This is a genomic window from Oceanobacter sp. ABM4_470, from assembly GCF_056158645.1.
The window spans coordinates 1,333,142-1,358,068 of record NZ_JBSWTR010000001.1 but is presented as its reverse complement, the minus strand read 5'-3'; the positions used below and the strand labels follow the sequence as shown (position 1 = coordinate 1,358,068).

The 24,927-nt window shown below is 53.9% G+C and carries 22 protein-coding genes; 6 read left to right on the top strand and 16 right to left on the bottom strand.

Annotated elements, in window-relative coordinates; all coding sequences use genetic code 11:
• Window positions 1–110: 110 nt before the first annotated feature.
• The 3 genes from ACXADJ_RS06015 to sthA all read left to right on the top strand — a co-directional run bounded on the left by ACXADJ_RS06015 (window position 111) and on the right by sthA (window position 2,843).
• Window positions 111–1,127 carry an FAD:protein FMN transferase gene (locus ACXADJ_RS06015; protein ID WP_475064085.1) on the top strand — a complete coding sequence of 339 codons (1,017 nt, stop codon included), beginning with the start codon at window positions 111–113 and terminating at the stop codon, window positions 1,125–1,127.
• Window positions 1,128–1,145: 18 nt separating this feature from the next.
• Entirely contained in the window at window positions 1,146–1,385 is a 240-nt protein-coding gene (gene nqrM / locus ACXADJ_RS06010) for a (Na+)-NQR maturation NqrM (protein ID WP_028293522.1), read from the top strand.
• A gap of 66 nt (window positions 1,386–1,451) precedes the next feature.
• Window positions 1,452–2,843: a Si-specific NAD(P)(+) transhydrogenase gene (sthA, locus tag ACXADJ_RS06005; protein WP_475064083.1), complete on the top strand. Its 1,392-nt coding sequence runs from the start codon at window positions 1,452–1,454 to the stop codon at window positions 2,841–2,843.
• Window positions 2,844–2,968: 125 nt separating this feature from the next.
• On the opposite strand, the gene thiI is transcribed toward sthA, so the two are convergent.
• Window positions 2,969–4,450, bottom strand: a complete 1,482-nt coding sequence (gene thiI / locus ACXADJ_RS06000; protein ID WP_475064081.1) for a tRNA uracil 4-sulfurtransferase ThiI — start codon at window positions 4,448–4,450, stop codon at window positions 2,969–2,971.
• A 212-nt stretch (window positions 4,451–4,662) separates the two neighbouring features.
• On the opposite strand from thiI, the gene phbB reads away from it, so the two are divergent.
• Window positions 4,663–5,409, top strand: a complete 747-nt coding sequence (gene phbB / locus ACXADJ_RS05995) for an acetoacetyl-CoA reductase (protein ID WP_028293519.1) — start codon at window positions 4,663–4,665, stop codon at window positions 5,407–5,409.
• A gap of 21 nt (window positions 5,410–5,430) precedes the next feature.
• Here the strand turns inward: phbB and ACXADJ_RS05990 are convergent, their stop codons facing one another.
• Together ACXADJ_RS05990 and ACXADJ_RS05985 are read right to left on the bottom strand one after the other, a co-directional pair.
• Complete coding sequence (locus ACXADJ_RS05990; RefSeq protein ID WP_475064078.1) at window positions 5,431–6,687, bottom strand: tyrosine-type recombinase/integrase; 1,257 nt, start codon at window positions 6,685–6,687, stop codon at window positions 5,431–5,433.
• Window positions 6,684–7,682, bottom strand: a complete 999-nt coding sequence (locus ACXADJ_RS05985; RefSeq protein WP_475064076.1) for a tyrosine-type recombinase/integrase — start codon at window positions 7,680–7,682, stop codon at window positions 6,684–6,686. Before ACXADJ_RS05985 ends, ACXADJ_RS05990 begins: the two co-directional genes overlap by 4 nt.
• A gap of 288 nt (window positions 7,683–7,970) precedes the next feature.
• Here ACXADJ_RS05985 and ACXADJ_RS05980 point away from each other — a divergent pair, with 288 nt between their 5' ends.
• Complete coding sequence (locus ACXADJ_RS05980) at window positions 7,971–8,996, top strand: DNA-binding protein (protein WP_475064073.1); 1,026 nt, start codon at window positions 7,971–7,973, stop codon at window positions 8,994–8,996.
• A 579-nt stretch (window positions 8,997–9,575) separates the two neighbouring features.
• Complete coding sequence (gene rapA, locus ACXADJ_RS05975) at window positions 9,576–12,341, top strand: RNA polymerase-associated protein RapA (protein WP_475064071.1); 2,766 nt, start codon at window positions 9,576–9,578, stop codon at window positions 12,339–12,341.
• Window positions 12,342–12,468: 127 nt separating this feature from the next.
• On the opposite strand, the gene gorA is transcribed toward rapA, so the two are convergent.
• The 13 genes from gorA to ACXADJ_RS05910 all read right to left on the bottom strand — a co-directional run bounded on the left by gorA (window position 12,469) and on the right by ACXADJ_RS05910 (window position 24,843).
• Complete coding sequence (gene gorA / locus ACXADJ_RS05970) at window positions 12,469–13,830, bottom strand: glutathione-disulfide reductase (protein ID WP_475064069.1); 1,362 nt, start codon at window positions 13,828–13,830, stop codon at window positions 12,469–12,471.
• Window positions 13,831–13,954: 124 nt separating this feature from the next.
• A complete protein-coding gene (gene gspM / locus ACXADJ_RS05965; protein ID WP_475064067.1) occupies window positions 13,955–14,473 on the bottom strand; it encodes a type II secretion system protein GspM in 519 nt (172 codons plus the stop codon).
• Window positions 14,470–15,684, bottom strand: coding sequence for a type II secretion system protein GspL (gene gspL / locus ACXADJ_RS05960; protein WP_475064065.1), 1,215 nt, complete (start codon window positions 15,682–15,684; stop codon window positions 14,470–14,472). Before gspL ends, gspM begins: the two co-directional genes overlap by 4 nt.
• 11 nt (window positions 15,685–15,695) lie before the next feature.
• Window positions 15,696–16,715 (bottom strand): type II secretion system minor pseudopilin GspK, encoded by a 1,020-nt coding sequence (gspK, locus tag ACXADJ_RS05955; protein WP_475064063.1) that lies wholly within the window; start codon window positions 16,713–16,715, stop codon window positions 15,696–15,698.
• Complete coding sequence (gene gspJ, locus ACXADJ_RS05950) at window positions 16,715–17,431, bottom strand: type II secretion system minor pseudopilin GspJ (RefSeq protein ID WP_475068144.1); 717 nt, start codon at window positions 17,429–17,431, stop codon at window positions 16,715–16,717. The genes gspK and gspJ overlap by 1 nt, the downstream gene beginning before the upstream one ends.
• On the bottom strand, window positions 17,431–17,823 hold the full coding sequence (gene gspI / locus ACXADJ_RS05945; protein WP_475064061.1) for a type II secretion system minor pseudopilin GspI: 393 nt from the start codon (window positions 17,821–17,823) through the stop codon (window positions 17,431–17,433). The genes gspJ and gspI overlap by 1 nt, the downstream gene beginning before the upstream one ends.
• Entirely contained in the window at window positions 17,816–18,418 is a 603-nt protein-coding gene (gene gspH / locus ACXADJ_RS05940) for a type II secretion system minor pseudopilin GspH (RefSeq protein WP_475064059.1), read from the bottom strand. Before gspH ends, gspI begins: the two co-directional genes overlap by 8 nt.
• A 22-nt stretch (window positions 18,419–18,440) precedes the next feature.
• Complete coding sequence (gspG, locus tag ACXADJ_RS05935; RefSeq protein ID WP_028293510.1) at window positions 18,441–18,869, bottom strand: type II secretion system major pseudopilin GspG; 429 nt, start codon at window positions 18,867–18,869, stop codon at window positions 18,441–18,443.
• Window positions 18,870–18,878: 9 nt separating this feature from the next.
• Window positions 18,879–20,090, bottom strand: a complete 1,212-nt coding sequence (gspF, locus tag ACXADJ_RS05930) for a type II secretion system inner membrane protein GspF (protein WP_475064056.1) — start codon at window positions 20,088–20,090, stop codon at window positions 18,879–18,881.
• A gap of 2 nt (window positions 20,091–20,092) precedes the next feature.
• The gene (gene gspE / locus ACXADJ_RS05925; protein ID WP_475064054.1) at window positions 20,093–21,661 is read right to left on the bottom strand and encodes a type II secretion system ATPase GspE; all 1,569 of its coding nucleotides are present in this window, start codon (window positions 21,659–21,661) and stop codon (window positions 20,093–20,095) included.
• A 3-nt stretch (window positions 21,662–21,664) separates the two neighbouring features.
• Entirely contained in the window at window positions 21,665–23,035 is a 1,371-nt protein-coding gene (locus ACXADJ_RS05920) for a UDP-glucose dehydrogenase family protein (RefSeq protein WP_475064052.1), read from the bottom strand.
• A 114-nt stretch (window positions 23,036–23,149) separates the two neighbouring features.
• Window positions 23,150–24,079 (bottom strand): electron transfer flavoprotein subunit alpha/FixB family protein, encoded by a 930-nt coding sequence (locus tag ACXADJ_RS05915; RefSeq protein WP_475064049.1) that lies wholly within the window; start codon window positions 24,077–24,079, stop codon window positions 23,150–23,152.
• A gap of 14 nt (window positions 24,080–24,093) precedes the next feature.
• Window positions 24,094–24,843, bottom strand: a complete 750-nt coding sequence (locus tag ACXADJ_RS05910; protein WP_475064045.1) for an electron transfer flavoprotein subunit beta/FixA family protein — start codon at window positions 24,841–24,843, stop codon at window positions 24,094–24,096.
• Between the last annotated feature and the right edge of the window lie 84 nt (window positions 24,844–24,927).

Sequence of the window (24,927 nt, the reverse complement as noted above, 5' to 3'; positions counted from 1 at the left end):
CACACTGGCAGTGGGTGATTTTTTTGGCATTAAGCTTATCAATGCACAAGTCCTTGTCGTGCTTACGGGTGGCAACTTCTGTATACTGGCGCGCCATTCAAGGGGGTCACATGTTCAAATATCTATCGGTCGTTCTGGTAGCACTTTTTATCCTTTCCGGCTGCGACAAAACGCCGGGCGTCGTCAAAATCGCAGGCCCGACCATGGGCACGCAATACCACATCAGCTGGGTAGGCGATGACGCCGATTCTGAAAAAATCCAGACCCTGATCGATGCACGACTGGTTGCCATCAACAAGGCCATGTCGACTTACGACCCAACCTCCGAACTGTCCCTGCTGAACCAGCAGCAAGCGCCACTGGCCAACGAAACCATTTCGAACGATCTGGCTGAAGTCCTGCGTGATGCACTGGAGGTGTATCAGAAAAGCGAACACCGTTTCGACGTGACTGTAGGCCCACTGGTCAACGCCTGGGGATTTGGCCCTGGCAAGCATCTGGATGAACGCCTGCCACAGGAAGAAGTAGACCAACTGCTGTCCGAAATCGGCTCCGAGGCCATCCACCTGAACGGCGACCTACTGTCGACCGACAAGCCGCTGTACATCGACCTGTCTGCCGTCGCCAAAGGCTGGGGCGTCGACCAACTGGCCAACCTGCTTGAACAGCAAGGCATACTTTCCTATCTGGTGGAAGTAGGGGGCGAGCTGCGTACCCGCGGCCAAAAACCCGATGGTTCCAACTGGCGTGTAGCCATTGAGCGCCCGGCACTGGATGCCATGGATCGGGAAGTACAACTGATTGTTGAACCCGGCGATGCTGGCCTGGCAACCTCAGGTGACTATCGCAACTATTTCGAAGAAAATGGCGTGCGCTATTCGCACACCATCGACCCGGCAACCGGTTATCCGATTACCCATCGACTGGCGTCGGTAACCGTGATCCACAAACAATGCGGCATGGCCGATGCCTGGGCAACGGCCCTGAATGTGGCAGGCCCGGATAACGCCATGCGACTCGCAAACCAATACCAATTGGCCGCCTATGCTATTGTTCGTACTGACACTGGCTTTACAGCGGTTGCTTCCGATGAATTTAAACGTCGCTTCCCGCATGCCGTGCAATAAGCGAAGAGGAGAGAAATCATGACCATTATGCTGATCGTATTCGCCACCATGTTGCTGATCATTGCCGCCATGGCCGTTGGCGTGTTGATGGGTGGCAAACCTATTTCCGGTTCCTGTGGTGGCATGGCCGCCGTAGGCATGGAATCCGCTTGCGATGTCTGCGGCGGTGACAAGAAAAAATGCGACAAAGAAAGTAAAAAAGCAGCCGAAAAGGCTGATGCATCCCTGTTTTACGATGCAACCAGCGACGAGAAGTAAAACTTCTTTTCGCCTATACAATTAAAAAGAGCCCGAGAACACTCAGACTGGAGATGGAGTAACTATATGGCAGATTACCGCTACGACGTCGTCATTATTGGCGCTGGCCCGGCAGGGGAAGGTGCTGCAATGAACGCAGCCAAGCACGGCAAGAAAGTAGCCATGGTGGAAGACAAAAAACTGGTCGGCGGTAACTGTACCCATTGGGGCACCATTCCATCCAAGGCCCTGCGTCACGCCGTGAAGCAAATAATCCAGTTCAACACCAACAACATGTTCCGTGAGATTGGTGAGCCACGCTGGTTCTCTTTCCCACAGGTGTTGAAAAGCGCCGAGAAAGTCATCGGCAAGCAAGTAAAAATGCGCACCGAGTACTACGGCCGCAACCGCATCACCGTATACAACGGCAAGGCTCGTTTTGCCGATGGCAACTCGGTTGACGTGTACCAGGGCAACATGAGCAACACCCGCCTGCACGCGGATGAAATCATCATTGCGACTGGTTCCAGCCCTTGGCGTCCAAGCAACATCGACTTCAACCACCCGCGTATTTACGATTCCGACACCATTCTGACCCTGTCTCACACTCCGCGCACCATTATCATTTACGGTGCTGGCGTGATTGGCTGTGAATATGCATCCATCTTCTCTGGTTTGGGCGTCAAGGTGGACTTGATTCACCCGGGTGATCGCCTGCTGAACTTCCTCGATGACGAGATTTCTGACGCATTGAGCTACCACTTGCGAGACAAGGGTGCTCTGATTCGTCACAGCGAACAGTTCGACTCGGTGGAAGCCAACGAGCGCTACGTCACCATGACCATGGCCTCCGGCAAAAAAGTGAAGGCCGATGCCTTCCTGTGGGCAGCCGGTCGCAGCGGCAACACCAAGGATCTGGGACTCGAAAACGTTGGTATCGAAACCAACTCCCGCGGCCAGATCGATGTCGACAAGGAATACCGTACCTGCGTACAGAACATCTATGCCATTGGTGATGTGATTGGCTGGCCAGCACTGGCATCTGCCGCATACGACCAAGGCCGTGCCGCGGCGTCCATCATTGCCAATCCGGAAGACTTCCACTACGTGGACTCCGTACCAACCGGCATTTACACCATCCCGGAAATTTCCTCGGTGGGTAAAACCGAGCGCCAGCTAACGGAAGAAAAAATCCCTTACGAAGTAGGGCAGGCATTCTTCAAAAACATCGCTCGCGCACAAATCACCAACGAAGGTGTGGGCATGCTGAAAGTGCTGTTCCACCGTCAGACGCTTGAGATTCTGGGCATTCACTGCTTTGGTGACCAGGCGGCCGAGATTGTTCACATCGGCCAGGCCATCATGAATCAGGAAGGCGAAGGCAACACGATGAAATACTTCATCAACAACACCTTCAACTATCCAACCATGGCTGAAGCCTACCGGGTTGCTGCTCTGAACGGTCTTAACCGTCTCTGAGCAACACCCTAAACAAAACAGGCCGCTAATTAGCGGCCTGTTTTGTTTCTACTGTTTGTTACGTGAGGCGCAGTTGAAGCGACGCGCAACAGCAAGCACGACTCACCGCTGCGCGACCTCAAGTATCAGCCGTTAGGCTCAACAAATACTGCGAACACACCCGGGTATTTCTCGTTCAGATGGTGCGCGTGAATTTTGCTCATGGTGCCTTTCTGGCAGTACAGCAGGTAACGCTGTTCGCCACTCACATCCAGCTCGCCCAAACGGCTGTCCAGCTCGTAGAACGGAATCGTCTTGACCTCGTTATTGGACAACTCCAGCGCCACCTCCTCAACCTCGTTCGGATGACGAATATCAATGATCACATCCGCCAGCGCCGGAGCGTCCAGCTGCGCAACGTCTTCGAGACCGGATTCGGCTTCCGCCAGCACTTCGTCAATGCGCTGAATTTTCGACTCATACAGAGCGTCTTCCAACACATGCATATCGAACGCCTGTTCGGCTTGCTCGGTTTTGGCCAGATCACCCTTGGTCAGCGGGTTAACAGAAATCACGCCGCAATACTCCGGCATACTGGCTGCAAATGACTCAGTACCAATACGACGTGAGATAGCAATAATGTCCTGCTTATCCATGGTGGAAAGCGGGCGCAGCACCATGCAGTCAGCAGCGCGATCAATCACCGCCAGATTGGAAATGGTCTGACTGGCAACCTGAGCAACGGCCTCACCGGTTGCGATGGCTGGCACGCCCATTTTATCGGCAATACGGGACGCCGCGCGCATCATCATACGCTTGAGCACAACCCCCATATGGCCATTATCAACCTTGGTCAGAATCTCAGTGACGACCTTTTCAAACGGTACAGTCACGAATTTCACCCGATGGCTTTCGCCGTAGCAAGACCAAATGTAGTGAGCCACTTGCTTCACACCGATCTCATGGGCACTGCCGCCCAGATTGAAAAAGCAGAAGTGGGTCTTCAGGCCACGACGGGTCAACAGGTAGCTGGCTACCGTCGAATCAAAGCCACCCGAGATCAAGGAAACGATCTCTCCCTGACTGCCCAGCGGGAAGCCGCCCAAGCCCTGAATGCGCTGTTTAACCACGTGCACCTTGTCGTTGCGAATTTCAACATTCACAACCACTTCCGGGTTCTTGAGTGAAACCGAAGCCGCCTCGGTTTCTTTCAACAGGCCGCCGCCCATGTAGATTTCAGCCTGATGCGAGGTGAAATCGTGCTGTCCCGCACGCTTGACACGCACGCAGAAACTCTTGCCTTTCAGCACCTCACGGTTGGCTTCGCGAACCAACTGGTAGGCCTGATCCAATGTCTCGAACGGGTGTTCGTCGATTTCCAGCGAATAGCCGATACCCGGAGTATGCGACAGGATCTGTACCATGCGGCGATGAATGGATTCGCGCTCACTTTCGTCAATGACGTTAACGGCGATCACCAAACTATCCCAGCGATCCTGAACGTCGGCCGATACGCCGTGCTTCTTGGACAGCGTACGCAAATTGGCGCGCAGAATTTTGGTCAATTGCTTGCGAACCGACTTGGATTTGATGGTGATTTCGGGGAATAGCTTGATGACAAACTTCATGATTAAAAACGGGGTCAGATCAAAAAGGTCGCGGATTATAACGCAGCCTGCGACAGGCTTCACCCGAATGGGTGTAAGGTGGTGTTCATTCAGGCCAGTCAATGAAGGACTCGACAATCTGACAATTATTAGCTGGACTGGGTAATGCAGATGTCATATCAAGATATGAAGCTGAAAGCCTACTTACCGCAAAAAGCAAAAGGAGTGGATGTATGTCTAAACGTGTTGCATTGGTTACCGGAGGAACAGGTGGTATCGGTACTGCAATCTGTAAGAAATTGCACGATGACGGTTATCAGGTAGTGGCTGGCTATTACTCGGGCGGAAAGCACGAGAAAGCCCAGGCATGGCAGGAAGAGCTGTCCAAGGAAGGTTACGACATCGCACTGGCGTTCGGTAACATTACCGACTGGGCGTCTTGCGAAGCGTGTATCGACAATATTCGCAAGGACTTCGGTCCAGTGGATATTCTGGTGAACAACGGCGGCATTACCCGCGACACCACTCTGAAGAAAATGACGCCAGATATGTGGCATGACGTAATCGCAACCAACCTGACGTCTGTGTTCTTTATGACCCGCCTGGTGATTAACGACATGCTCGAAAAGAAATGGGGCCGTATCGTTAACATCTCTTCCATCAATGGCGAGAAAGGCCAGTTCGGTCAGGCCAACTATTCAGCCGCCAAGGCTGGCATGTACGGCTTCACAAAAGCCGTTGCCCAGGAAGTTGCCTCCAAAGGCATCACAGTCAACACTGTGTCTCCAGGCTACATTGCTACCAGCATGATCATGGATGTACCGGAAGAAATTCGCGAAACCATCCGCAAGAGCATCCCTGTCGGTCGCTTCGGCGCTCCGGAAGAAATTGCTCGCGTGGTGAGCTTCCTGGCATCTGATGAAAATGGTTTCATCACCGGTGCCAACATTTCCGCCAACGGCGGTCAGTACATGCACTAAGCGTGAAACCATCAAGCCGAGTTAGTAGTCCGGCTTGAGTTTCTTGTTACGTGCACTGGCGTGTCGTTCACGCATCTCTGTGTCGATATAACGGTCCGTCGTGGCCAAACTGGCATGTCCCGCATCTTCCCTGACATGCTCTTTGGGGCGGTGCTTAACATCCTCGGAAATCCCGGTATGGCGCAACCAGTGAACTGTCGCCACCTTCAGCTCTTCAGCATCCTGCTCCAGTCCGTCCTGACGCATTCTCTCCAACGCTCGATCGAAGCAATACTGAACCAAATACCGAATCTGACGCGTACTGGTTACCGGACCACGTCCTCGCAACCTGGGCACCAATGGCGTTTGCTCGCCCGCATGAGGGAGTTCAGACAAACCCAGAAAGCTTCTGTATCGTTTCAGCGCCGCCAGCATGTCATCCGACACCGTGACCATTCGGGCCTTGTTGCCTTTGCCCACCACGCGCAACCACCAGTTACCATCCATATCTTTCTGGAAGTCACCCATGACAGGTGTCGAACGCTCGTCAGCCACAAGCTCTGAAATACGCAAATACATGGCAAACAAGCAACGCATAATGAATAGCGATCGCTCATGCTCGACGGGGTTGTCTTCTGCCAACAGTTCAATGGTTTCCAGCACGTAATCCCACTGCAAATTGGAGATACGCCGTACCGGCTCTGAATAGGCATGACGCTGCAAAAACTTGCTTTTCTGCCGGATCAGCGCAATCGGATTGCCTTCCAGGTAGTCTTCCTGAATCAGAAAATTGAAATACGAGGACAGTACGGCAAACAAGGATTGCAGGCTTTTTTGCGACAGCGCAAATGCATCCGGACGCTGCTCAGTCAGCGACGCCTTGTCCGGCTGAATCACAAACGGCCGCCACTTTACATTAGGCACGCGCTCGCCTTGCTGACTTTTGAAGCGAGCCAGCTGTGCCGTACCAATCCAGGCCGCCGGCGGTGACTGACAAAAACGAATGTAGTCTTCCAGATCGGCACGCTTCAAATCATGCAAGCAGGCTTCCCGAACCAGAAAGCTCCATTGCAACAGTCGTTCAGCCTCGCGCCGATAGCTGTTAAACGTCGCGGTAGAGCCGTTAAAACTGACCAGAAAGCCCAGTGTATGAACCAGATCCTCAAATGCACCTGGCACGTTACGCAGCTGCGGCTGACGATCCAGAATGGTACGAGCATCCGTCAACGGGCTCGCCAGATGATTCAGGTTGTCAAAAAATGGAGTAGGGGATGTGTTTAAAACACGCTGCAAACTCATGCCTGATGTTCCTGATTCTGGTCGAACAAGGTCGACACCACGTTATTCTTGAAGCGACTACCTTCTTCTATATAGCCACGCACAGTCGCATCGTTTTTCCAGCCGCCTTGCTTGCGAATCGCCTCAAACGATGCGCCGGATCTGGCCGCCTCTGTTGCCAAGCCACGACGCAGGCTATGACCACTAAACCGCAATGCGTCATCAACACCGGCTTTTGCGCAAGCACGCTTCAGAATCTGATTCACAGCCGATGGCGTCAGGCGCTTTTCAGACAGCTGCTGCCATTGATTCACCGGGCGAAAAACCGCGCCGCCTTCTATGCCTGCGACCGATAGCCAATCCCTGACAGCCGTTACCGCACACAACTCACCAGCGGTTGCCGGAATGGCCTTTACCAGCCCCTGGCCGGTCTGGTCGGTTTTGGAGTGCCGAATGCGAATTTCCAAACCATCGGCAACAAAACTCAAGTCGGACACATCAATAGCAACCAGCTCGCTGCGCCGAAAGGCCCCAAGAAAGCCCAGCAACAGCAATGCCTTATCCCTAACGACTGATAGCTTTCCAGAATACCCACCACCAGTATTGATTGAATGGCAGATTTTACCCAACTGCTGCAACCGCAATGGCGGCGCTTTCTGTTGCGGCTGGCCATTGCTGCGCTTGATACCTTTCAGAACCTGACGAACAGGGGTTGACACCACCGGGTCCACAACACCCTGAAAGGCATGCCAGGCGGAGAGGGCGCTCAAATGCAACTGCAAGGTCGCCACTCGGTAGCGATCCGACGCCAGTAATAAGTACCGCACAATGTCGTCCGCCGTCGCGGGCAACGGCCCGCCAGAACGCTGGTATTGCCGAATGGCCGAGCGATAACTGCGCCGTGTATTCTCAGACGTCGCTGACGCCAGAAACGCATCAAGCTTTGCTTTTTCGTCCTCGCTGTAGCCAGTTTGCACAAGTCCAGCAGGGCGCGTCTCGCTCAAATAACGACTCATTGAATTCTCACTAGTCAGATTCAATCCTTCAATTCCGTCCTTAGCCCCAATTTCAGTCCCAGCTTGAACCCAACACGAGCCCAGCCCCGCAGACCACACCTGCGCCTCAATATGACCAAAACCCAGCGAGACGGAAGTGTACCAGGGTCATTCTTTTACGGGTTTAAACGCCATTATAACCTTCGATAACAATAATTATCGAAGGTTATTTTTATCCTTGATTGCCAATATTAGAAGTCACAATTACACTTACAATACATATTACGTAATACGTTACAGGAAGATCCTATGGCGCGCCCGGGAATACGCTTTGAGCAAGTAGCAAAAGCCGCAGAAATCATCACCAGCAATGGGCTGGAGCCCACGGTAGACCGGGTACGCGAGCAGCTTGGTACCGGCAGCAAAAGCACCATAGGCCCCATGCTGAAACAGTGGCGAAGCCAGCAAACTGAAGAAAACACCACCAATAGCAGCCTGAATCAGGATGTACTGAGCGCCGTTGAAGCGCTGAATACCTACCTGACGCAGCAAGCAGAACAATCCATAGAAGATGCCAAGCAGGCATTTGAAGAGGAAAAACAGGCCTTAACAGAGCAGCTGAACGCCGCACAGAACGAACGTGACAAGCTAAATGGCGATCTGGAGGCTGCCACACACCGAATTGAAGTATCAGATCAACGCATTGAGACACTGGAGCAACAACACAACCAACTGACACTGGAAAACACGCGGCTTGAGGTGAAACTCAGTGAGGTATCCGGGCAATTGTATGAAAGCCGCCAGGCGCAGCAGGAGCTCAAGCAGGAAAACAAAACCGTCCGCGAGCAGTTTGAGCATTACCAGGACAGCATGGCCAAGGACAGGCAAGACGAGCGCAGCCGCTTTGAACAGCAAATAGCCACCCTGAACCAACAACTGCAACAGCAGCAGTCAGCGCACAAATACGAGTTGCAAGAACTACAGAGCCAGCAGACAGCAGCCAAAGAAGTCGCCTTAAATCAGCAGCGCAACGAGCTGAATGATCAGCATGAAAAACACCTGCAAGAACAACGCGCAGCGTTTGAGCGCGAGCTGGCGCAACAGCAAAAACAATTAAATGAACGTGAGGCTGCCATGAACGATCTTCAGGATGACAAGCAATTCAAGGCCGCCGAGCTGCAAAAAGCAAACGCGTTGCGGCAGCAACTTCAAACCACACTGGAACAACTACAAAGCCAACAGCACCTTCGCGAACAAGAACACCAACAAGCACTTGCAGCAGCTCGATCCGAAGCAACACGCTACGCAAACCTGCTGGAGAAGCTAAGCCGATGATTCGGTATGGCGGCTAAAAGCGAGCAATTGAGAAGGATTTGGCAGCTGGCAAACGTCAAAGATCTCAAGGTCGAGCGCGGCAGCATGATGGCCTTTGAATCGTAAATTACGCACGAACGGCAGAAAGTCCGCGATCCCAAACAAACCCGGACAATCAATCAAAGACCGACAACCAGTGGACAGGCCAAAACGGACGGCCTGGCATCTGGTTATGAAATTGACAGCTAGCCACGGACACGCAAAACATGTCTTAAGCCGTCATTAAGCAGGCGAAATCAGCCCTCACACCTCGAAACCCAATTATTCCGATAATATCAATTATCGGAAATATAAGAGTTGTAAGAAGCCCCTCTGGCCATCAGCCAGGTCAGAAATCTGAATCATTTGTTTGCTGCTTGCCATCCACGCGATTCGCGCGCCATGGTTTCATCGATGAACCAATGACACTTTTTCAAAATCTTTATCCTGTCATGTCATTGGTCAACCAAGCCGCTTACGGTAGACTTCGCCGCCTTACAGGTTGGCCAGTGTTTTGTGCCACCGACTTCCTTCAGATTTATCATCAGGACCCTTCTATTTATGTATTCAGTTGGTCAGCGTTGGATTAGCGAAGCCGAAACAGATCTTGGGCTTGGGCTTGTTCAAAGCGTCGACTTTCGTTCGGTCACTCTGTATTTCCCGACCATCGACGACGTGCGTACCTATTCCGTGCAAAATGCCCCGCTTACCCGGGTTATTTTCAAAAACGGCGACAAGGTACCTCTGCAAGACGGCGAAGTTGTAACCATTGAATCTGTCGAAGTCATTGATGACATCGCCTTTTACTTCACCGCTGACCGTTCGATTTCTGAAATCCAGCTCAGCGGTGCCATTCAGCTGAACCAGCCGGTTGATCGTTTGTTCTCAGGGCAAATCGACAACAACAACTTGTACGAGCTGCGTCAGCTGAGCCTGAAGCAAATCACCAACCTGCGTCAGCGACCTTTCTATGGTTTGCTGGGTGCCCGCACCAGCCTGCTGCCTCATCAGCAATACATCGCCCAGCAAGTAACCCAGGATTCCATGCCGCGGGTTTTGCTGGCGGATGAAGTTGGTCTGGGTAAAACCATTGAAGCCGGTCTGATCCTGCACCGCCTGCTGCTCCAACAGCGCATTCAGCGCGTGATGGTTTTGGTACCTGATCATCTGGTACACCAGTGGCTGGTTGAAATGATTCGCCGCTTCAACCTGCGTTTCAGCATCCTGCAGCAAGACGACGTCGACGACGCCAAGGACATCTGCTCTCCGCTGTTCAACGGTTCCCAGCTGTACTTGTGCCCGATGTCTCTGGCCACCGATCCGTACGTTTCTGCATCCATGGCGCAATCCGACTGGGATATGGTGGTTGTGGATGAAGCACACCACTTGCAGTGGACTCAGGATGGTGCCGACGCCGGTTATCAGCTGGTCGAAAACATGGCAGCCAAAACACCGGGCGTACTGCTACTGACGGCAACCCCTGAGCAGCTGGGTGTTGAAGGTCACTATGCTCGTCTGCGCCTGCTGGACCCGGAGCGCTACCCAAGCCTTGAGCAGTTCCTGCAAGAACAGTCCTCTTACCAGTCTGTTGCCGACCTGGCTGCACAGCTGGCCGACGGCTCTGAACTGAGCGCCGACGCCCTGGCTCAATTGGCGTCCATCGCACCGGAATTTGCGAACGGTATCAACGACGACAACCGCCAGAAAGCACTGGATGCACTGATCGACCGTCGTGGCCCGGGCCGCGCCATGTACCGTAACACCCGCCATGGTGTCACTGGCTTCCCTGCCCGCGTTCCGAACCTGACGGTTGTTGCGCAACCAGAGCAGCAGGCTCATGCACTGAATCTGGAAGAAGCTCTGTACCCGGAGCGTCAGCAGTCTGACTGGTGTGAAAACGACCAGCGCGTCGATGCCCTGCTGGACATCATCAAGAGCACCGGCAAATCCAAGATCGTTCTGATTTGCCACCATGCTTCTACCGTACTGGAGCTGGAATCCTACCTGTGGGAGAAACACGGCATTCAGGTGGCAGTATTCCACGAGCAAATGCACCTGGTTGAACGTGACCGTGCCGCCGCCTACTTCGCCGACCCAGAACAAGGCGCCCGCTTGCTGCTGTGTTCCGAGATTGGCAGCGAAGGCCGTAACTTCCAGTTTGCCCACCATCTGGTGTTGTTCGACTTGCCGTTCAACTGTGACCTGATTGAACAGCGTATTGGTCGTCTGGACCGTATTGGTCAGGCCAATGAGATCCAGATCCACAGCCTGGCGTTTGAAAATCACGCCTCTTCCCGCTGGCAGTCCATCGCCCATCAGGGTCTGAACGTGTTCGCCGAGCCGAACCCAACGGCCCAAACTCTGCTGGAAGCGAACCGTGACGAAATCGAACAGGCTATTTTGGGCGATCACGACCTCGATGAGCTGATTGCCCGACTGGCCAAAGAAGGCGGTGAACTGAAAGCCAAGCTCGAACAAGGCCGCGACCGTTTGCTGGAATTGCATTCCTGTCACCCAAGCCGCGCACGCGCTCTGGCCTCCGACATGACCATCACGCACATTGAAGACGAAGCCGAACTGAACGACTTCGTCGATCTGTTCGCCGATGCTGTGGGCGTTGAGTTTGCCGATTTGGGTAATGACTGTGTGACCATTGCGCCGGGTGACCACATGCTGGTACCGGAGCTGCCACACCTGCCGGAAGATGGCTTTATGGCCACCACCCGTCGTGAAGTCGCACTGGCCCGTGACGATGTTCAATTCCTGAGCTGGGAGCACCCGTTCATCGATCAGGCACTCGAATTGGTGACGACAGGCCCAATTGGCAACACCGCCATTGGTTACATTGAAAACCACGACTACCAGACCGGCGACTGCTTTATCCAGTTGCAGTTTGTTGCTCGCTGCCCGGCGCCCAAGCACTTGCAGATAGAACGTTACCTGCCGGTTGACGCCATGCACCTGACGTTTACGCCAAAAGGCGAACTGAAAGTGAACGAGCCAGACCTGATTGGTTTTGTTATGCCACTGAAGAAGTCGACCGGCCGCGGTCTGGCCGAACAGCGCATGGCAGAAATCAAACCGATTTTGCACAAGCTGGAGAAGCTCGGCGAAGGCCAGCTCGACAAGATGGTGTCGCGCGCGATCAGCAAGGCTGAGGAAGCATTTGAATCCCGCATTCAGCGTATCCGCTCATTGGCCGAGCAGAATCCGAACATTCCGGATGCCCTGGTCGCCAATATTGAAGCCGAACGCGCCGACGTACTGGAAGCCATTGGCAAAGCCCAGCTGGCCATGGACAGCGTGCGCCTGGTGTTCTGCGGTTAATCACCCTGGCAACCTGTCTGGCAGCGACTCAAGTCGTTGCCACTGATTGATTAATTGATTGACTACCCATACAAAAATGCCCGCGACTTGCGGGCATTTTTGTATCTGACATTCTGGCCGGATTTAATCAGATTTCACGCGATGGCGTGCGCATGGTCACGAACTCTTCCGCCGCCGTTGGGTGAATACCAATGGTGCTGTCGAATACCGCCTTGGACGCCCCTGCTTTGATCGCCACACCCAATCCTTGCATGATTTCGCCAGAATCCGGGCCGACCATGTGGGCACCTAACACTCGGTCAGTAGACTTCTGAACCAGCAGTTTCATGTACGAGCGTTCCGGCAAACCACTGATGGTGTGCTTCATCGGTCGGAAGCTGGACTCAAACACCAACACGTCACCAGAAAACTGCTCGCCCGCCTCTTCTTCCGTCAGGCCGACGGTAGCAATGTTTGGCTGGCAGAAAACTGCCGTTGGAATATTGCTGTAATCCATGGCACCGGTATCACCATCAAATTGCTGGGCAACAAACTTCATGCCTTGAGCTAATGCAACAGGTGTCAGGGCCGGAGTTCCGATCACGTCGCCCAGGGCATAGATGCTGTCGACGGAGGTGCGAAAAAAGTCATCGGCAACAATAGTGCCGTCTTTGCGCGTCTCAACACCAACCGCTTCCAGGTTCAGACCATCGGTCATTGGTCGGCGACCTGTGGCGTACATCACGCAATCAACCACCAGGCGCTCACCATTGTTCAACACACATTCAAGCTCACCGGATGCCAGCTTCTCGATGCGTTCAATGTCGGTGTTGGTATGAATGTTCACACCCTTGGCGGCAATTTGCTCGGCGGCGAAGTTGCGCACGCCATTATCAAATCCACGCAGGATTTGTTCGCCGCGATACAACAAGTGCGCATCCGCGCCCAGACCGTTGAAAATGCCTGCAAACTCAACGGCAATGTAACCGCCGCCAACCACCACGACGCGCTGCGGAAAAGTATCGAGGTAAAAGGCTTCATTGGAAGTGATGGCATGCTCAATACCCGGCACGTCCGGCTTGAACGGCCAGCCACCGGTAGCAATCATAATGCGTTCGGCACTGTAGTGTTTACCGTCCACAGCGACGGTATGCGGATCAACAATGGACGCCGTGCCGTTGATGATTTCCACGCCTGCATTGCCCAGCATATTGCCGTAAATGCCGTTCAGGCGTTCGATTTCACCGGTTTTGTTATCGCGCAGCGTCGGCCAGTCGAAGCCATTGACGCTGGCGTCGACACCAAAGCCTTTCGCCTCTTTGGCTTTCTCGCTGTACTCGGATGCATAAACAAACAGCTTTTTGGGCACACAGCCAACATTGACACAGGTGCCGCCCAAATAGCGGTTCTCAACCACAGCGACTTTTGCCCCTTTTGCCGCCGACATTCGTGACGCACGCACGCCGCCTGAGCCAGCACCAATGATCAACAAGTCAAAATCGAACGCCATATGTTTCTCCATCGCAAGGGCAACCCTTAATTTCATTGGGGCCATGCTAACGCCTTGGCAAAAAAAAGCGAGCATCCAATAGCTGTTCACTATCGGGTGCTCGCTCAGATTTCATCATGCGGAATCAGTTCGGCGTCAGCGTGGCACGGACATCAACCCTGCCCGGCAGCTCTGCTGCATCCAATGTGATCTGGCTGACCCGTATACCGTCCCGCGCCTGTAAGGATTCGGTCCAGGAAATAAACCGGTCGAATTCAATGCCATCCATCCAGATGCGCACATCGCTACCATCCTGCTCATAACGATCGAGCTTGATGCCGTCGTTGCGGGCCGCCTGACTGACCTTGGGAAGAATCGGACCTGATGCCGCGCCAGCTGCCTGGGAAGCACCACCAAACTTGCCTGCGTTTTCGGCAATCAGGTTGTAGGTAGACAGCTGATCGACCAAATCAGTACGGGCAGCGCGGTTGTCCTTGATCAAAGGTGCAAACACCATCAAATACACCAGACTCAGCACGACCAGCCATCCCAGCACCTTGACGATGGTTTGGTCCCGGCCCGGCAAGGCGTTGTACCACTGCGATGCAGCGCGCACCTGGGCGTTGCTGGAAAACTGCAGTTTAAGTTCGTCTAACTGACTCATGCCGACTCTCCGATTTTGATGCGGCCTTTCACAACGTCTTTTTCATTGCTGGCCGACGCTACTTCGGCTTCCAGCCCCTGATCAGCAATCGCTTGTCGCAAGGTTTGAACATCGGCCAAATTGGCCGCCAGCACTTCCATGATGATTTCACCCTGACGGTCGTTATAGCGGATGGAATCCATTTTCAGATTTTTGATGTTAGCCGCCGCCACGCCTGCAGCCGCACGATTGATGATGGACGTAAAGCCACCACTGCTGTCGTTACCGGCACCGCTCAATTTGCTGCGGAATTGGCTCTTGATCATTCGTACACGCTCGCCGGGGAACAGCTGCTTGTACAAATCGGTGGCGGCTGCACGCGCTTGCAGCGCCTGACTGCTGGTTCGATGGGTATCCACCGCCAAGCCGGTGGCACCCAGTACCGCCGCAACAACGGCCATGGCCGCCAAAGAGCGCCACCAGGCTTTGGGTTTGTCGGCACTTTGGCTGACCTGGAACTGACCTGACAGGAAATTAGCGGGTTTGCTGACCTGGCCCGGCAGCAGCAATAATGGCTGCTCGGCACCGGTGACTTCAATGCTTTCAAACGCATCAGCAAAACCGGTTTCAAGGGTGGTCTTCAGCAAATTCGATTGGTCACGCGAAGGCGACTGAATGCGCAAGCTACCAAGCCCCTGCTTGTCGGCCAGTGCCGACTCCAATACCGCAGACACGGCGAATGGCATCACCCAACCTTCAAACGCTCCGGGTACTGACAACAGCCAGCCTTCCCGTTGCCATACCGCAGAGGCACCGGCAGGTAACAGCTGGGTTTCCGGAATCAGCTCACGCGGGATCAGGTGCAGATGCTCGCACTGCTCCAGCAAACGCTCGACCAGGTCGATCGATACCGCGTAAGCACGCACCCGGCCATCCACCTTACCGGCGGCAATGATCTGGTAATGGGATACGTCTTCAATCAGGTTTTCTTCCAGCGCAAACGGCAACGCCTTGGCCAGATGGCGAGAAGAAATGCCCGGCAGTTCCGCCCAGTGCGTGCTGTAATTTTCCGCCGCGATCACCATTCGGACGGCGGTCAGTTCTGGCTGCGACTCTGCCCACTGCTCCAGGGAGACGGTTTGGTCAGAAGCAGGCGAAGCGGCGTTGTCGGTATATTCCGATACTTGCCACTGACCCGCCAGTTGGCTCCAGCTGACTCGAATCGTTTTCATGATCAATCCTGTTATGTACCCGCCACGTCGGGCGTTACACGTGCTTTTCGTCTGGAAAAGTCCCGATACAGGGTCGTAAAGGCCGCTGTACTGGCATCCCGTTTTAATAGAAATTCAGAGGTCGCAATCCATTCTGCTGCTTCCCCTACGCCTACTTGCGCAAACACTTCAAAGTATTGGGTTTTGACACTGAAATCCTCGGCCGCCCAGCTGTTACTGGCAGTCGTGGTGTCACTGTCACTGGAAGACTGACGCGTACTGCTGTCTTCGTCCTTGGCGGTCGAGGCTGTTTTTACCTCTTCCAGCTCCATAAAGTCAGCCACCGTCGCAAAGCCGCTATCACCACGTGCCGTAATGACCGCTGCAGCCGCGGTCGCATCAAAATCGGTATCCAGCGCCGTTAACACCGCCAGAGACGCGGTGTTGATGTTCAACTGGGTGTCGACAGGCAAGCAGGCGATATAGGGTTCCAACTGCTTGTAAACCTCCGCCGTCACTTCGGTTACCAGCATGATGTCGCTGGTGTGCTTGCAGAGGTTATAGGCCGCTCGATACGGCACTTCAAGTCCCAGGTAATCGTTGTCGACCTGGCTTTCCTCATTCATCCAGTTCGCGACTTGCTGGGCAATTTCTACATTGAGCCCGAGGTCGTTCAGCAGGTTGTAAAAGCGCTGTTGCCACACCGCTTGATTGGTGGATGACGGTGACAGCCAATTCAGATTAAACCGCCCCTGCGCGTCCGCGATATGGACAAACACCATGCCATTATCCATGGGAAAGGTACGGTCGATATTCCATTCTTCCAGGCTATGGTCAACGTCGGGGTCTGCGTCCCAGTCAATTCGCAAGCCACTGCGAACCACAGATTCGACACCGTCGACCATAGTGCGAGCCTGCAAGGTCGAAAACTGGCTGTAGGCACGCTGGGCATCAGCGGATTGTCGCTGAATCAACACGGTTGCCAATACACTGACAATGGCGAAGATCAGCAATACCAGAATCAAGGCCACGCCTTGCTGTGAACGCCCCATCACAGCTCTCCGTCGTGGGCAATTGGCCAAAGCCGTTCGATTTCGCCCATGCCTGGGATCTCAAACTCAACCTTGACGGCAACGGGCAGTACTTCGGCCCCTTCCGTTTGCACAATCGGCCATTCGCTGTACCAGTTGGTGCTGGCTACATTGCCTTCATCATCGCGTTCTTCGGCCAGCACGCTGACGTAAAAAGAAGCAACCTGATTCAACACCACCGCCGAGCGCACTTCGCTGTTGTAATCACGGTCCAACACATCCCAGCTGTAGCGTACCAGACAAGGGAATTCCCACTCAGGGTCTTCTTCAGTGGCCGTTTCAGCAAGGCTGCGTCGCGCGTATTCACAAGCATCGTCGTCAATATCAACGGTGGCATAGGCCACGCGTTGCAATTCCGATCGGGTATCTTCAACGCCGGGACGATTACGCCATCCCGCACGGGTAAATTCAAAATAGTAGTCGCCACCATCATCCAGCCGCAAAGCGTCAATGCTGTCGCCATAGGCATCGCGTATTGGCCGGTTGATGAACTGACGAATGTCTCGCGCCAGACGGTTGTTCATTCGTTGCAATGCCGCCAGCTGTGATGACTTGGCCTCAGTGGCTTCCTTGACGTTGATCAGGCCACTGAGCACTTGTGCCGCACCAACACCCAACAGTGCGGTGATAGACACCGCCACCAGAACTTCCAGCAGCGTAAAGCCACGACAGCGCATCAATCGTATGCTCCCATCACGGTTGCCAGTGAGATGTACTGGTACTCTTTGTTCTCGGCATCAAATACATTCACGGTTACCCTCACCACCTGCGGGAAATCGGTCGACTCGACCTGGGTTTCCAGCAGCCAGTCGCGTCCGGCCATGGTGGTTTCGCTTTTGCGGTTGCCAACCGCGGGCAGCTCGTGGGTCAGACGAATTTCATTCAAACGATTTTCCGCCACCCAATTGGCCAGGGTCTTGTTTTCCAGCGTCAGCGCAGTATCTGCCGCCTGGCTGGTCGTACCGCTGATCACCACCGCCATGGAGGCAAAAATGGTCACTGCGATCATCACTTCCAGCAAGGTAAAGCCGGATGAATGGCGTCTGCGGAGTACTGTCAGATTAACCACCGAAGGTCTCCAGTGATTTCCAGACCGGATTAAAACCGTCACCGTGAACATGTACGACAAAACGCTCGTCGGCGTCTGTCGCCACTTGCAATTCAAATGCGGTGTATTCTTCCGATGACAAGAACAGCAAGGCGGGCATTGGGCCGCTGTCGTTGTTCAGCAGCTCGTCAAAATCGACTTTTTCACCATCGACCATCAACTGAAAATAAACCCCTTCCGGTATCTTTGGAGTACCAACGTATTGGCTGCTCCAGGCCTGCCAGGGATTTTCAGCCAACGCGCCCAGCTCTTCGCTACTTAGCGTCCCGCTTTGAGCAAGCTGCTCAACATCGGCCCATTGCAACAGCAGCAGTTCCCTGCGGTCCATGGCAAGGCCGATGTCGGTGTTCTGACTCACCGCGGTATCGCGGTACATGTTCATCTGCACAACCAGTGCCGTCGCAAAGGCTTCGGTTTCTTTCTGAATGCGCTGATCACTGCCATTGAGAGTAACCATGCCCAACAAACCGCCAATAATAGCCAGTACCACCAATACCTCGAGCAAGGTGAAACCAGACTGGCGCTTGTTAGCCGTTTGTTGGTGCATAGATTTCATTCAATGGGTTATCGGTCAGGTATTATTCCGGGTATACGATATCGGCGTTGGTTTCCGCACCGCCTTCAGTGGCATCGGCACCCAGGGATACGATTTCGTATTGGCCTTTTTCATTGAAGTACAGGAACTCGGAACCCCAGGCATCCGTCGGTACGGAGTTACCTTTCAGGTAGCCGCCGGCGCGGTAGTTTTTCGGCTCAGGGGATGAGGTTGGTTTTTTTACCAGCGCTTCCAGACCCTGTTCAGTAGTTGGATAGCGGTAGTTATCCAGTTTGTACATATCCAGGGCACTTTCGATCAGTTTCATCTGCGCCTTGGTGGTTTTAACGTTGGCCTGATCAGCAGACCCCAGCACGTTGGTGGCAACCATCGCCAAGATACCGCCGATAATCGCCAGAACAACCATCACTTCCAGCAGAGTAAAACCCTGAACACGCTTGCGGGATTGCATGTGTTTCTCCTATTGAACCATTTTTTGCAAATCAAGAATGGGCATCATGATGGCGGCAACGATCAGGGCAACAATGCCCCCCATTACCAACAACATCATGGGCTCGAAAATTTTAACCAGCGCTGAGACCGTATTTTCCAGCGTAGTTTCCTGCTGGTGGGCCGTACGGGCGAGCATCGAATCCAGCTCGCCGCTGTTTTCGCCACTGGCGATCATATGCAGCATGATCGGTGAGAAATAGCTGCTGTTGCTCAGCGCCTTGTGAAGGGCCCCGCCTTCGCTGACTTCTACCGTGGCATCAACCAACGAACGCTGAATGGGGATATTGGTGACCACCTGACTGGCGATTTTCATCGCTTCTACCAGAGGCACGCCTGAGCTGGTCAGAATCGCCAATGTACTGCCAAACCGAGCGGTGTTGGCATCGCGGGCAAAACCACCAATTCCGGGCATTCTTAGCATCACCCGATGCCAGCCAGCCCGAAACGAGTCATTTTTCAGTGCCTGGCCAAAGCCGATCACAAACACCGCGACTGCGCCGGCAATGTAAACGCCGTAATCGCTGATGATGTGGCTCAGATCGAGCATAAACTGGGTCAACCCTGGCAGCTCCTGACCATTTTTCACGAACACATCGACGATGTCCGGCACCACAAACGTCAGCAGGCCCACCACAATGCCGACGGCCACAATACTGAGAATGATCGGGTACATGGCGGCCAGTTTGATTTTGGAATCGGAGGCCTGGCGGGCTTCGGTGTAGTCCGCCAATCGGTTCAGTACGCCATCCAGATGGCCTGCGTGTTCGCCGGCACTGACGGTGCTGCGGTAAAGATGTGGAAAGGCTCTGGGGTATTCTTCCAACGCCTTGGCAAGGGTAAAACCCTCCAGCACTTTGGAGCGAATCGACAGAATCATGCTTTTGGTTTTGGCGCGGGAGGTCTGCTCAGCCAAGGCTGACAGCGCTTCGTCAATGGGTAAGCCAGCGCCAATCAGGGTCGCCAGCTGGCGGGTGATCAATGCCAGCTCGGGGACTGACAGACGCGGTCCCTTGCCCGACAGACCACCGCTCTTCTGGCGAATGACGGTGGATTCCACTTCCAGCGGCATCCAGCCTTTGTCGCGCAGCTTCTGGCGCACCTGGCGGGCACTGTCGGCTTCCAATACACCCTTTTGCTGTTTGCCCTTGGCATCCAGCGCCTGATAGGTAAATGCTGGCATGATTAACCCTTGGCAACTCGCAGCAGTTCTTCAATCGTGGTGGTGCCCGCCAATACTTTACGCACACCGTCCTGATGAATGCTTGGGCCCATTGCCCGGGCATGAGCGGTCATCGCCTGCTCACCGGCACGTTCGTGGATCAGGGTCTTCAAGCCTTCATCCACTTCAATGATTTCGTAAATACCCTGACGACCGCGGTAGCCCAACTGATTGCACTTCTCACAGCCTTTGGCATGAAATATCTGCGGGGCATTAGCCGGATTCACACCCAGCACCTCACACTCGCTTTCATCTGCCTGCGCCGGAATCTTGCAGTCGTCACACAGCACCCGCACCAGACGTTGGGCCAAAACCCCAACCAGCGAGGAAGACAACAGGAAAGGCTCACAGCCCATATCCTGCAAACGGGTAACCGCGCCAATGGCGGTGTTGGTGTGCAAGGTGGACAGCACCAGGTGACCGGTCAAGGATGCCTGAATGGCGATTTCGACGGTTTCGAGGTCACGAATCTCACCAATCATCACCACGTCAGGGTCCTGACGCAAAATGGCCCGCAGCCCTTTTGCAAAGGTCATCTCAACCTTGGTATTCACCTGGGTCTGACCAATACCCGGCAGGGAGTATTCAATTGGGTCTTCTACGGTCAGGATGTTGCGACTGGTGTCGTTCAGGTCACTGAGAGAACCGTACAAGGTGGTGGTTTTACCAGAGCCTGTAGGGCCGGTAACCAGAATAATGCCGTGTGGTTTGCTGATGATGTTACGCATGGTGCGCAAATCACGCTCGGACATGCCGAGCTGGGACAGACTCAAACGGCCTGCCTGCTTGTCCAGCAAACGCATGACCACGCGTTCGCCGTGGCTGGACGGCATGGTGGATACCCGTACATCCACCTCGCGGCCACCAATGCGCAAGGCAATACGACCGTCTTGAGGCACGCGTTTTTCAGCGATATCCAGCTTCGCCATTACCTTGATACGAGATACCAGCAACGAGGCTAGCGCGCGTTTAGGCTGCACTACTTCACGCAGCACGCCATCAACACGGAAACGCACGACCAGACGCTTTTCGTAGGTTTCTACGTGAATATCCGATGCGCTTTCCTTCACCGCTTCGGTCAGCAAGGCGTTGATGAGGCGAATAATGGGCGCATCACCGTCCTGCTCCAGCAGGTCTTCGGTTTCCGGCACGGAATCGGCGAGGCTGGCTAGATCCATTTCGTCACCGAGACCTTCCATCATTTCCATGGCCTCGGACGAATCCGTTTGATAGGCCAGGCCCATGCGGCGATCAAATTCCTGATCGGTCACGGCTTCCAGTCGGAATGGTTGTCCTAGAAAGCGTTGAACTTCCAGAATCGCCGTCGCCGCCAAAGGTTCCTTGTAGATTACCTGCAACCCTTCTGCGGTGCCCTCGACAATCATTCCGAAGCGTTTGGCAAAACCAAACGGCAAACGACTACCAAGGCCCGACGTAGCAATGGCCTGTTCGCCATGCTCAGTCACTGCCAATTCATCGGTGGTTAACGTTTCAGCCATGGCCGAAGCCTCGTTGACACTGGTCAAGGTCATGAATCATCCAACAACTCGGCCGATACCAGAATATTCAAACCCAAGCTCGACAAGTACCGCCGGGTCATACTGGTTGCGACCATCAAAAATAACAGGCTGCTTTAGCAGCTTTTTCAAAACAGCAAAATCGGGCTGACGGAAAGGCTTCCACTCGGTTACCAATACCAGCGCATCGGCGTCCAGCGCCGCATCGTACTGGTGTTGGGAACACTCTAGAATACCTTCATCAAAAATCTGTGACGATATTGCGCCACGCAACACATTTTCATCACAGGCAGGATCATACACCTTGATTCTCGCCCCCGCCTTGGCCAGCGATTCGATCAAGGGCACCGCCGCAGATTCGTGCATGTCCTCTACGCCGGGCTTGAACGCCAGCCCCCAAATCGCAACCGTACGCCCGTTCAGGTCATCACCAAAGCGATGGCACAGCTTCTCAAACAAACGCTGCTTTTGTGACTGGTTACGGGCTTCGACCGCCCCCAGCACCAGAGGCTCAACACCATATTCAGCCGCCGATGCAATCAGGCCACGTACGTCGCCAGTGAATTGCGCACCACCGTATCCGCAGCCCGGGTAAATAAACGAGTAGCCAATGCGGCTATCGGAGCCAATGCCACGACGAACCTGTTCGATGTCGGCACCAAACTGCTCAGAAATCAGTGCGATTTCGTTCATCAGGGAAATACGGGTCGCCAACATGGCCGTCGCCGCAAACTTGGTCAGCTCGGCGTCCTTGCGGCCCATAAATAGTATTTTGTCACGACTACGGGCAAAACCCTGGTAAAGATGGGTAAGGCGCTCTTTTGCCTCATCAGACTGACAACCGAGAATAATGCGATCCGGGCTCATAAAGTCGCTGACAGCAGTACCGACCTTCATAAACTCCGGGTTGGAAACGACTTCGATTAGCTGATCCTGTGCCCGGGTTGCATTGAGCACCTCACTGACACGATCAGCAGTACCCACCGCCACTGTCGACTTGATCAACAGCAAGCAGTCAGCTGGCAGATAGTCGCCAAATTCAGACACGCACTCAAGAATGGCGCTTTCGGACAATATGCTTTGGGACTCGGAGGGCTCGCCGACGGCGACGATACAGATGTCGGCATTTTCAACACCCGCTTGCAGGTCAGAGCTGAAGCTCAACCGCCGGGCTTGTTGGTTACGACGAATTTGGCTATCCAACCCTGATTCACACACACACGCCAGATCGGGGCCAGAAGCCGCTTGCGCTGGCGCATCCGAAGCCGGGTCAGAAGCTGAGCCGCTACCCGCACCAGTACTCAGGCAAACAACCGTATTGCCCATTTCCGCAAAACACGAAGCGACCACCAATCCTGTGTAACCCGCTCCGATAACCGCAATATCCAATTCAAAAATCCCTTAAACGCCAAAACTCAATGCCAGTACAGCATATGTCTATTTAATGACAAACGAGTGACATAAAAAAGCCCGGCATGTGCCGGGCTTTTCATCTCGTTGAAATTAAACGAGTTTTTCGAGCTCTGGAACCGCTTCAAAGAGATCAGCAACCAGACCATAGTCAGCAACCTGGAAAATAGGCGCTTCCTCGTCTTTGTTGATCGCAACAATCACTTTGGAATCCTTCATACCAGCCAAATGCTGGATCGCGCCGGAAATACCAACCGCGATGTACAGGCCAGGAGCAACGATCTTACCGGTTTGGCCAACCTGCAGGTCGTTAGGTACGAAGCCGGCATCAACCGCGGCACGGGATGCACCCACGGCAGCGCCCAGCTTGTCGGCCAAGCTGTACAGCATGGAGAAGTTATCGCCATTGCCCATACCACGACCACCGGACACAACCACTTCAGCAGCGGTCAGTTCTGGACGATCGGACTGAGCCAGCTCTTCACCAACGAAGACCGCCTTGTCGTAGCCGCTAACGAAATCAACAGCTTCAACAGCAGCAGAACCGCCTTCAGCAGCAACAGCGTCAAATGCGGTAGTACGAACAGTCAGAACCTTGATGGCGTCTGCAGACTGATAAGTCGCAATGGCGTTACCAGCATAGATAGGACGAGAGAAAGTATCAGCGGATACCACTTCCACAACGTCAGACAGCATGTTTACGTCCAGCAGTGCGGCGGTACGTGGCAGGAAGTCCTTACCCGTCGTCGTCGCAGGTGCCAGTACGTGGGTGTAGCCTTTGGCAACATCCGCTACCAGTTCACCCAGAACCTCACCCAGCTGGTGTTCGTATACAGCGTTATCCGCAACCAGTACCTTGCTTACACCAGCCACTTTGGCAGCAGCTTCAGCAACGGCCTGACAGCCAGAACCAGCAACCAGTACGGTCACGTCACCACCAATTGCCGCAGCAGCTGCAACAGTGTTCAGGGTGGCGCCTTTCAGAGCAGAATTATCGTGTTCTGCAACAACCAGAATACTCATTATTTATTCTCCCCTTACAGAACCTTGGCTTCGTTTTTCAATTTCTCAACCAGCTCAGCAACGTCGGCAACCTTAACACCGGCTTGACGTTCTGCTGGTGGAGTCACCTTAACCAGAGTCTGGGTAGACGCGATAGCAACGCCCAGATCGGCTGGAGAGGTGGTTTCCAGAGGCTTGCGCTTGGCCTTCATGATGTTAGGCAGAGATGCGTAACGTGGCTCGTTCAGACGCAGGTCGGTAGTTACGATGGCTGGCAGAGCCAGACCAACGGTACGCAGACCGCCGTCTACTTCGCGAGTTACGTTAGCCTTGTCGCCTTCAACAACCACTTCAGAAGCGAAAGTACCCTGAGCCATACCGGTCAGAGCGCCCAGCATCTGGCCAGTCTGGTTGTTGTCGCTATCGATGGTTTGCTTACCCATCAACACCAGCTGAGGCTGTTCTTTTTCAACAACGGCTTTCAGCAGTTTGGCTACGGACAGGGATTCCAGCTTTTCTTCGGTTTCGATGAGGATACCGCGATCTGCACCCAGTGCCAGTGCAGTACGAATCTGCTCCTGAGCTACTTTTGGACCAATGGATACAACAACCACCTCGGTCGCAACACCTTTTTCTTTCAGGCGAACCGCTTCCTCTACGGCGATTTCACAAAATGGGTTCATAGCCATTTTGACGTTGGTCAGATCTACATCTGAATTATCTGGCTTAACACGGACCTTGACGTTGTAGTCGATCACGCGTTTAACAGCGACGAGAACCTTCATAGATTCCTCAACTTATTCAACTGGTTAACATTCCGTCCTATCCTGACAAACCACCTCAGGACGCAAATGGACATTGACAGTGGG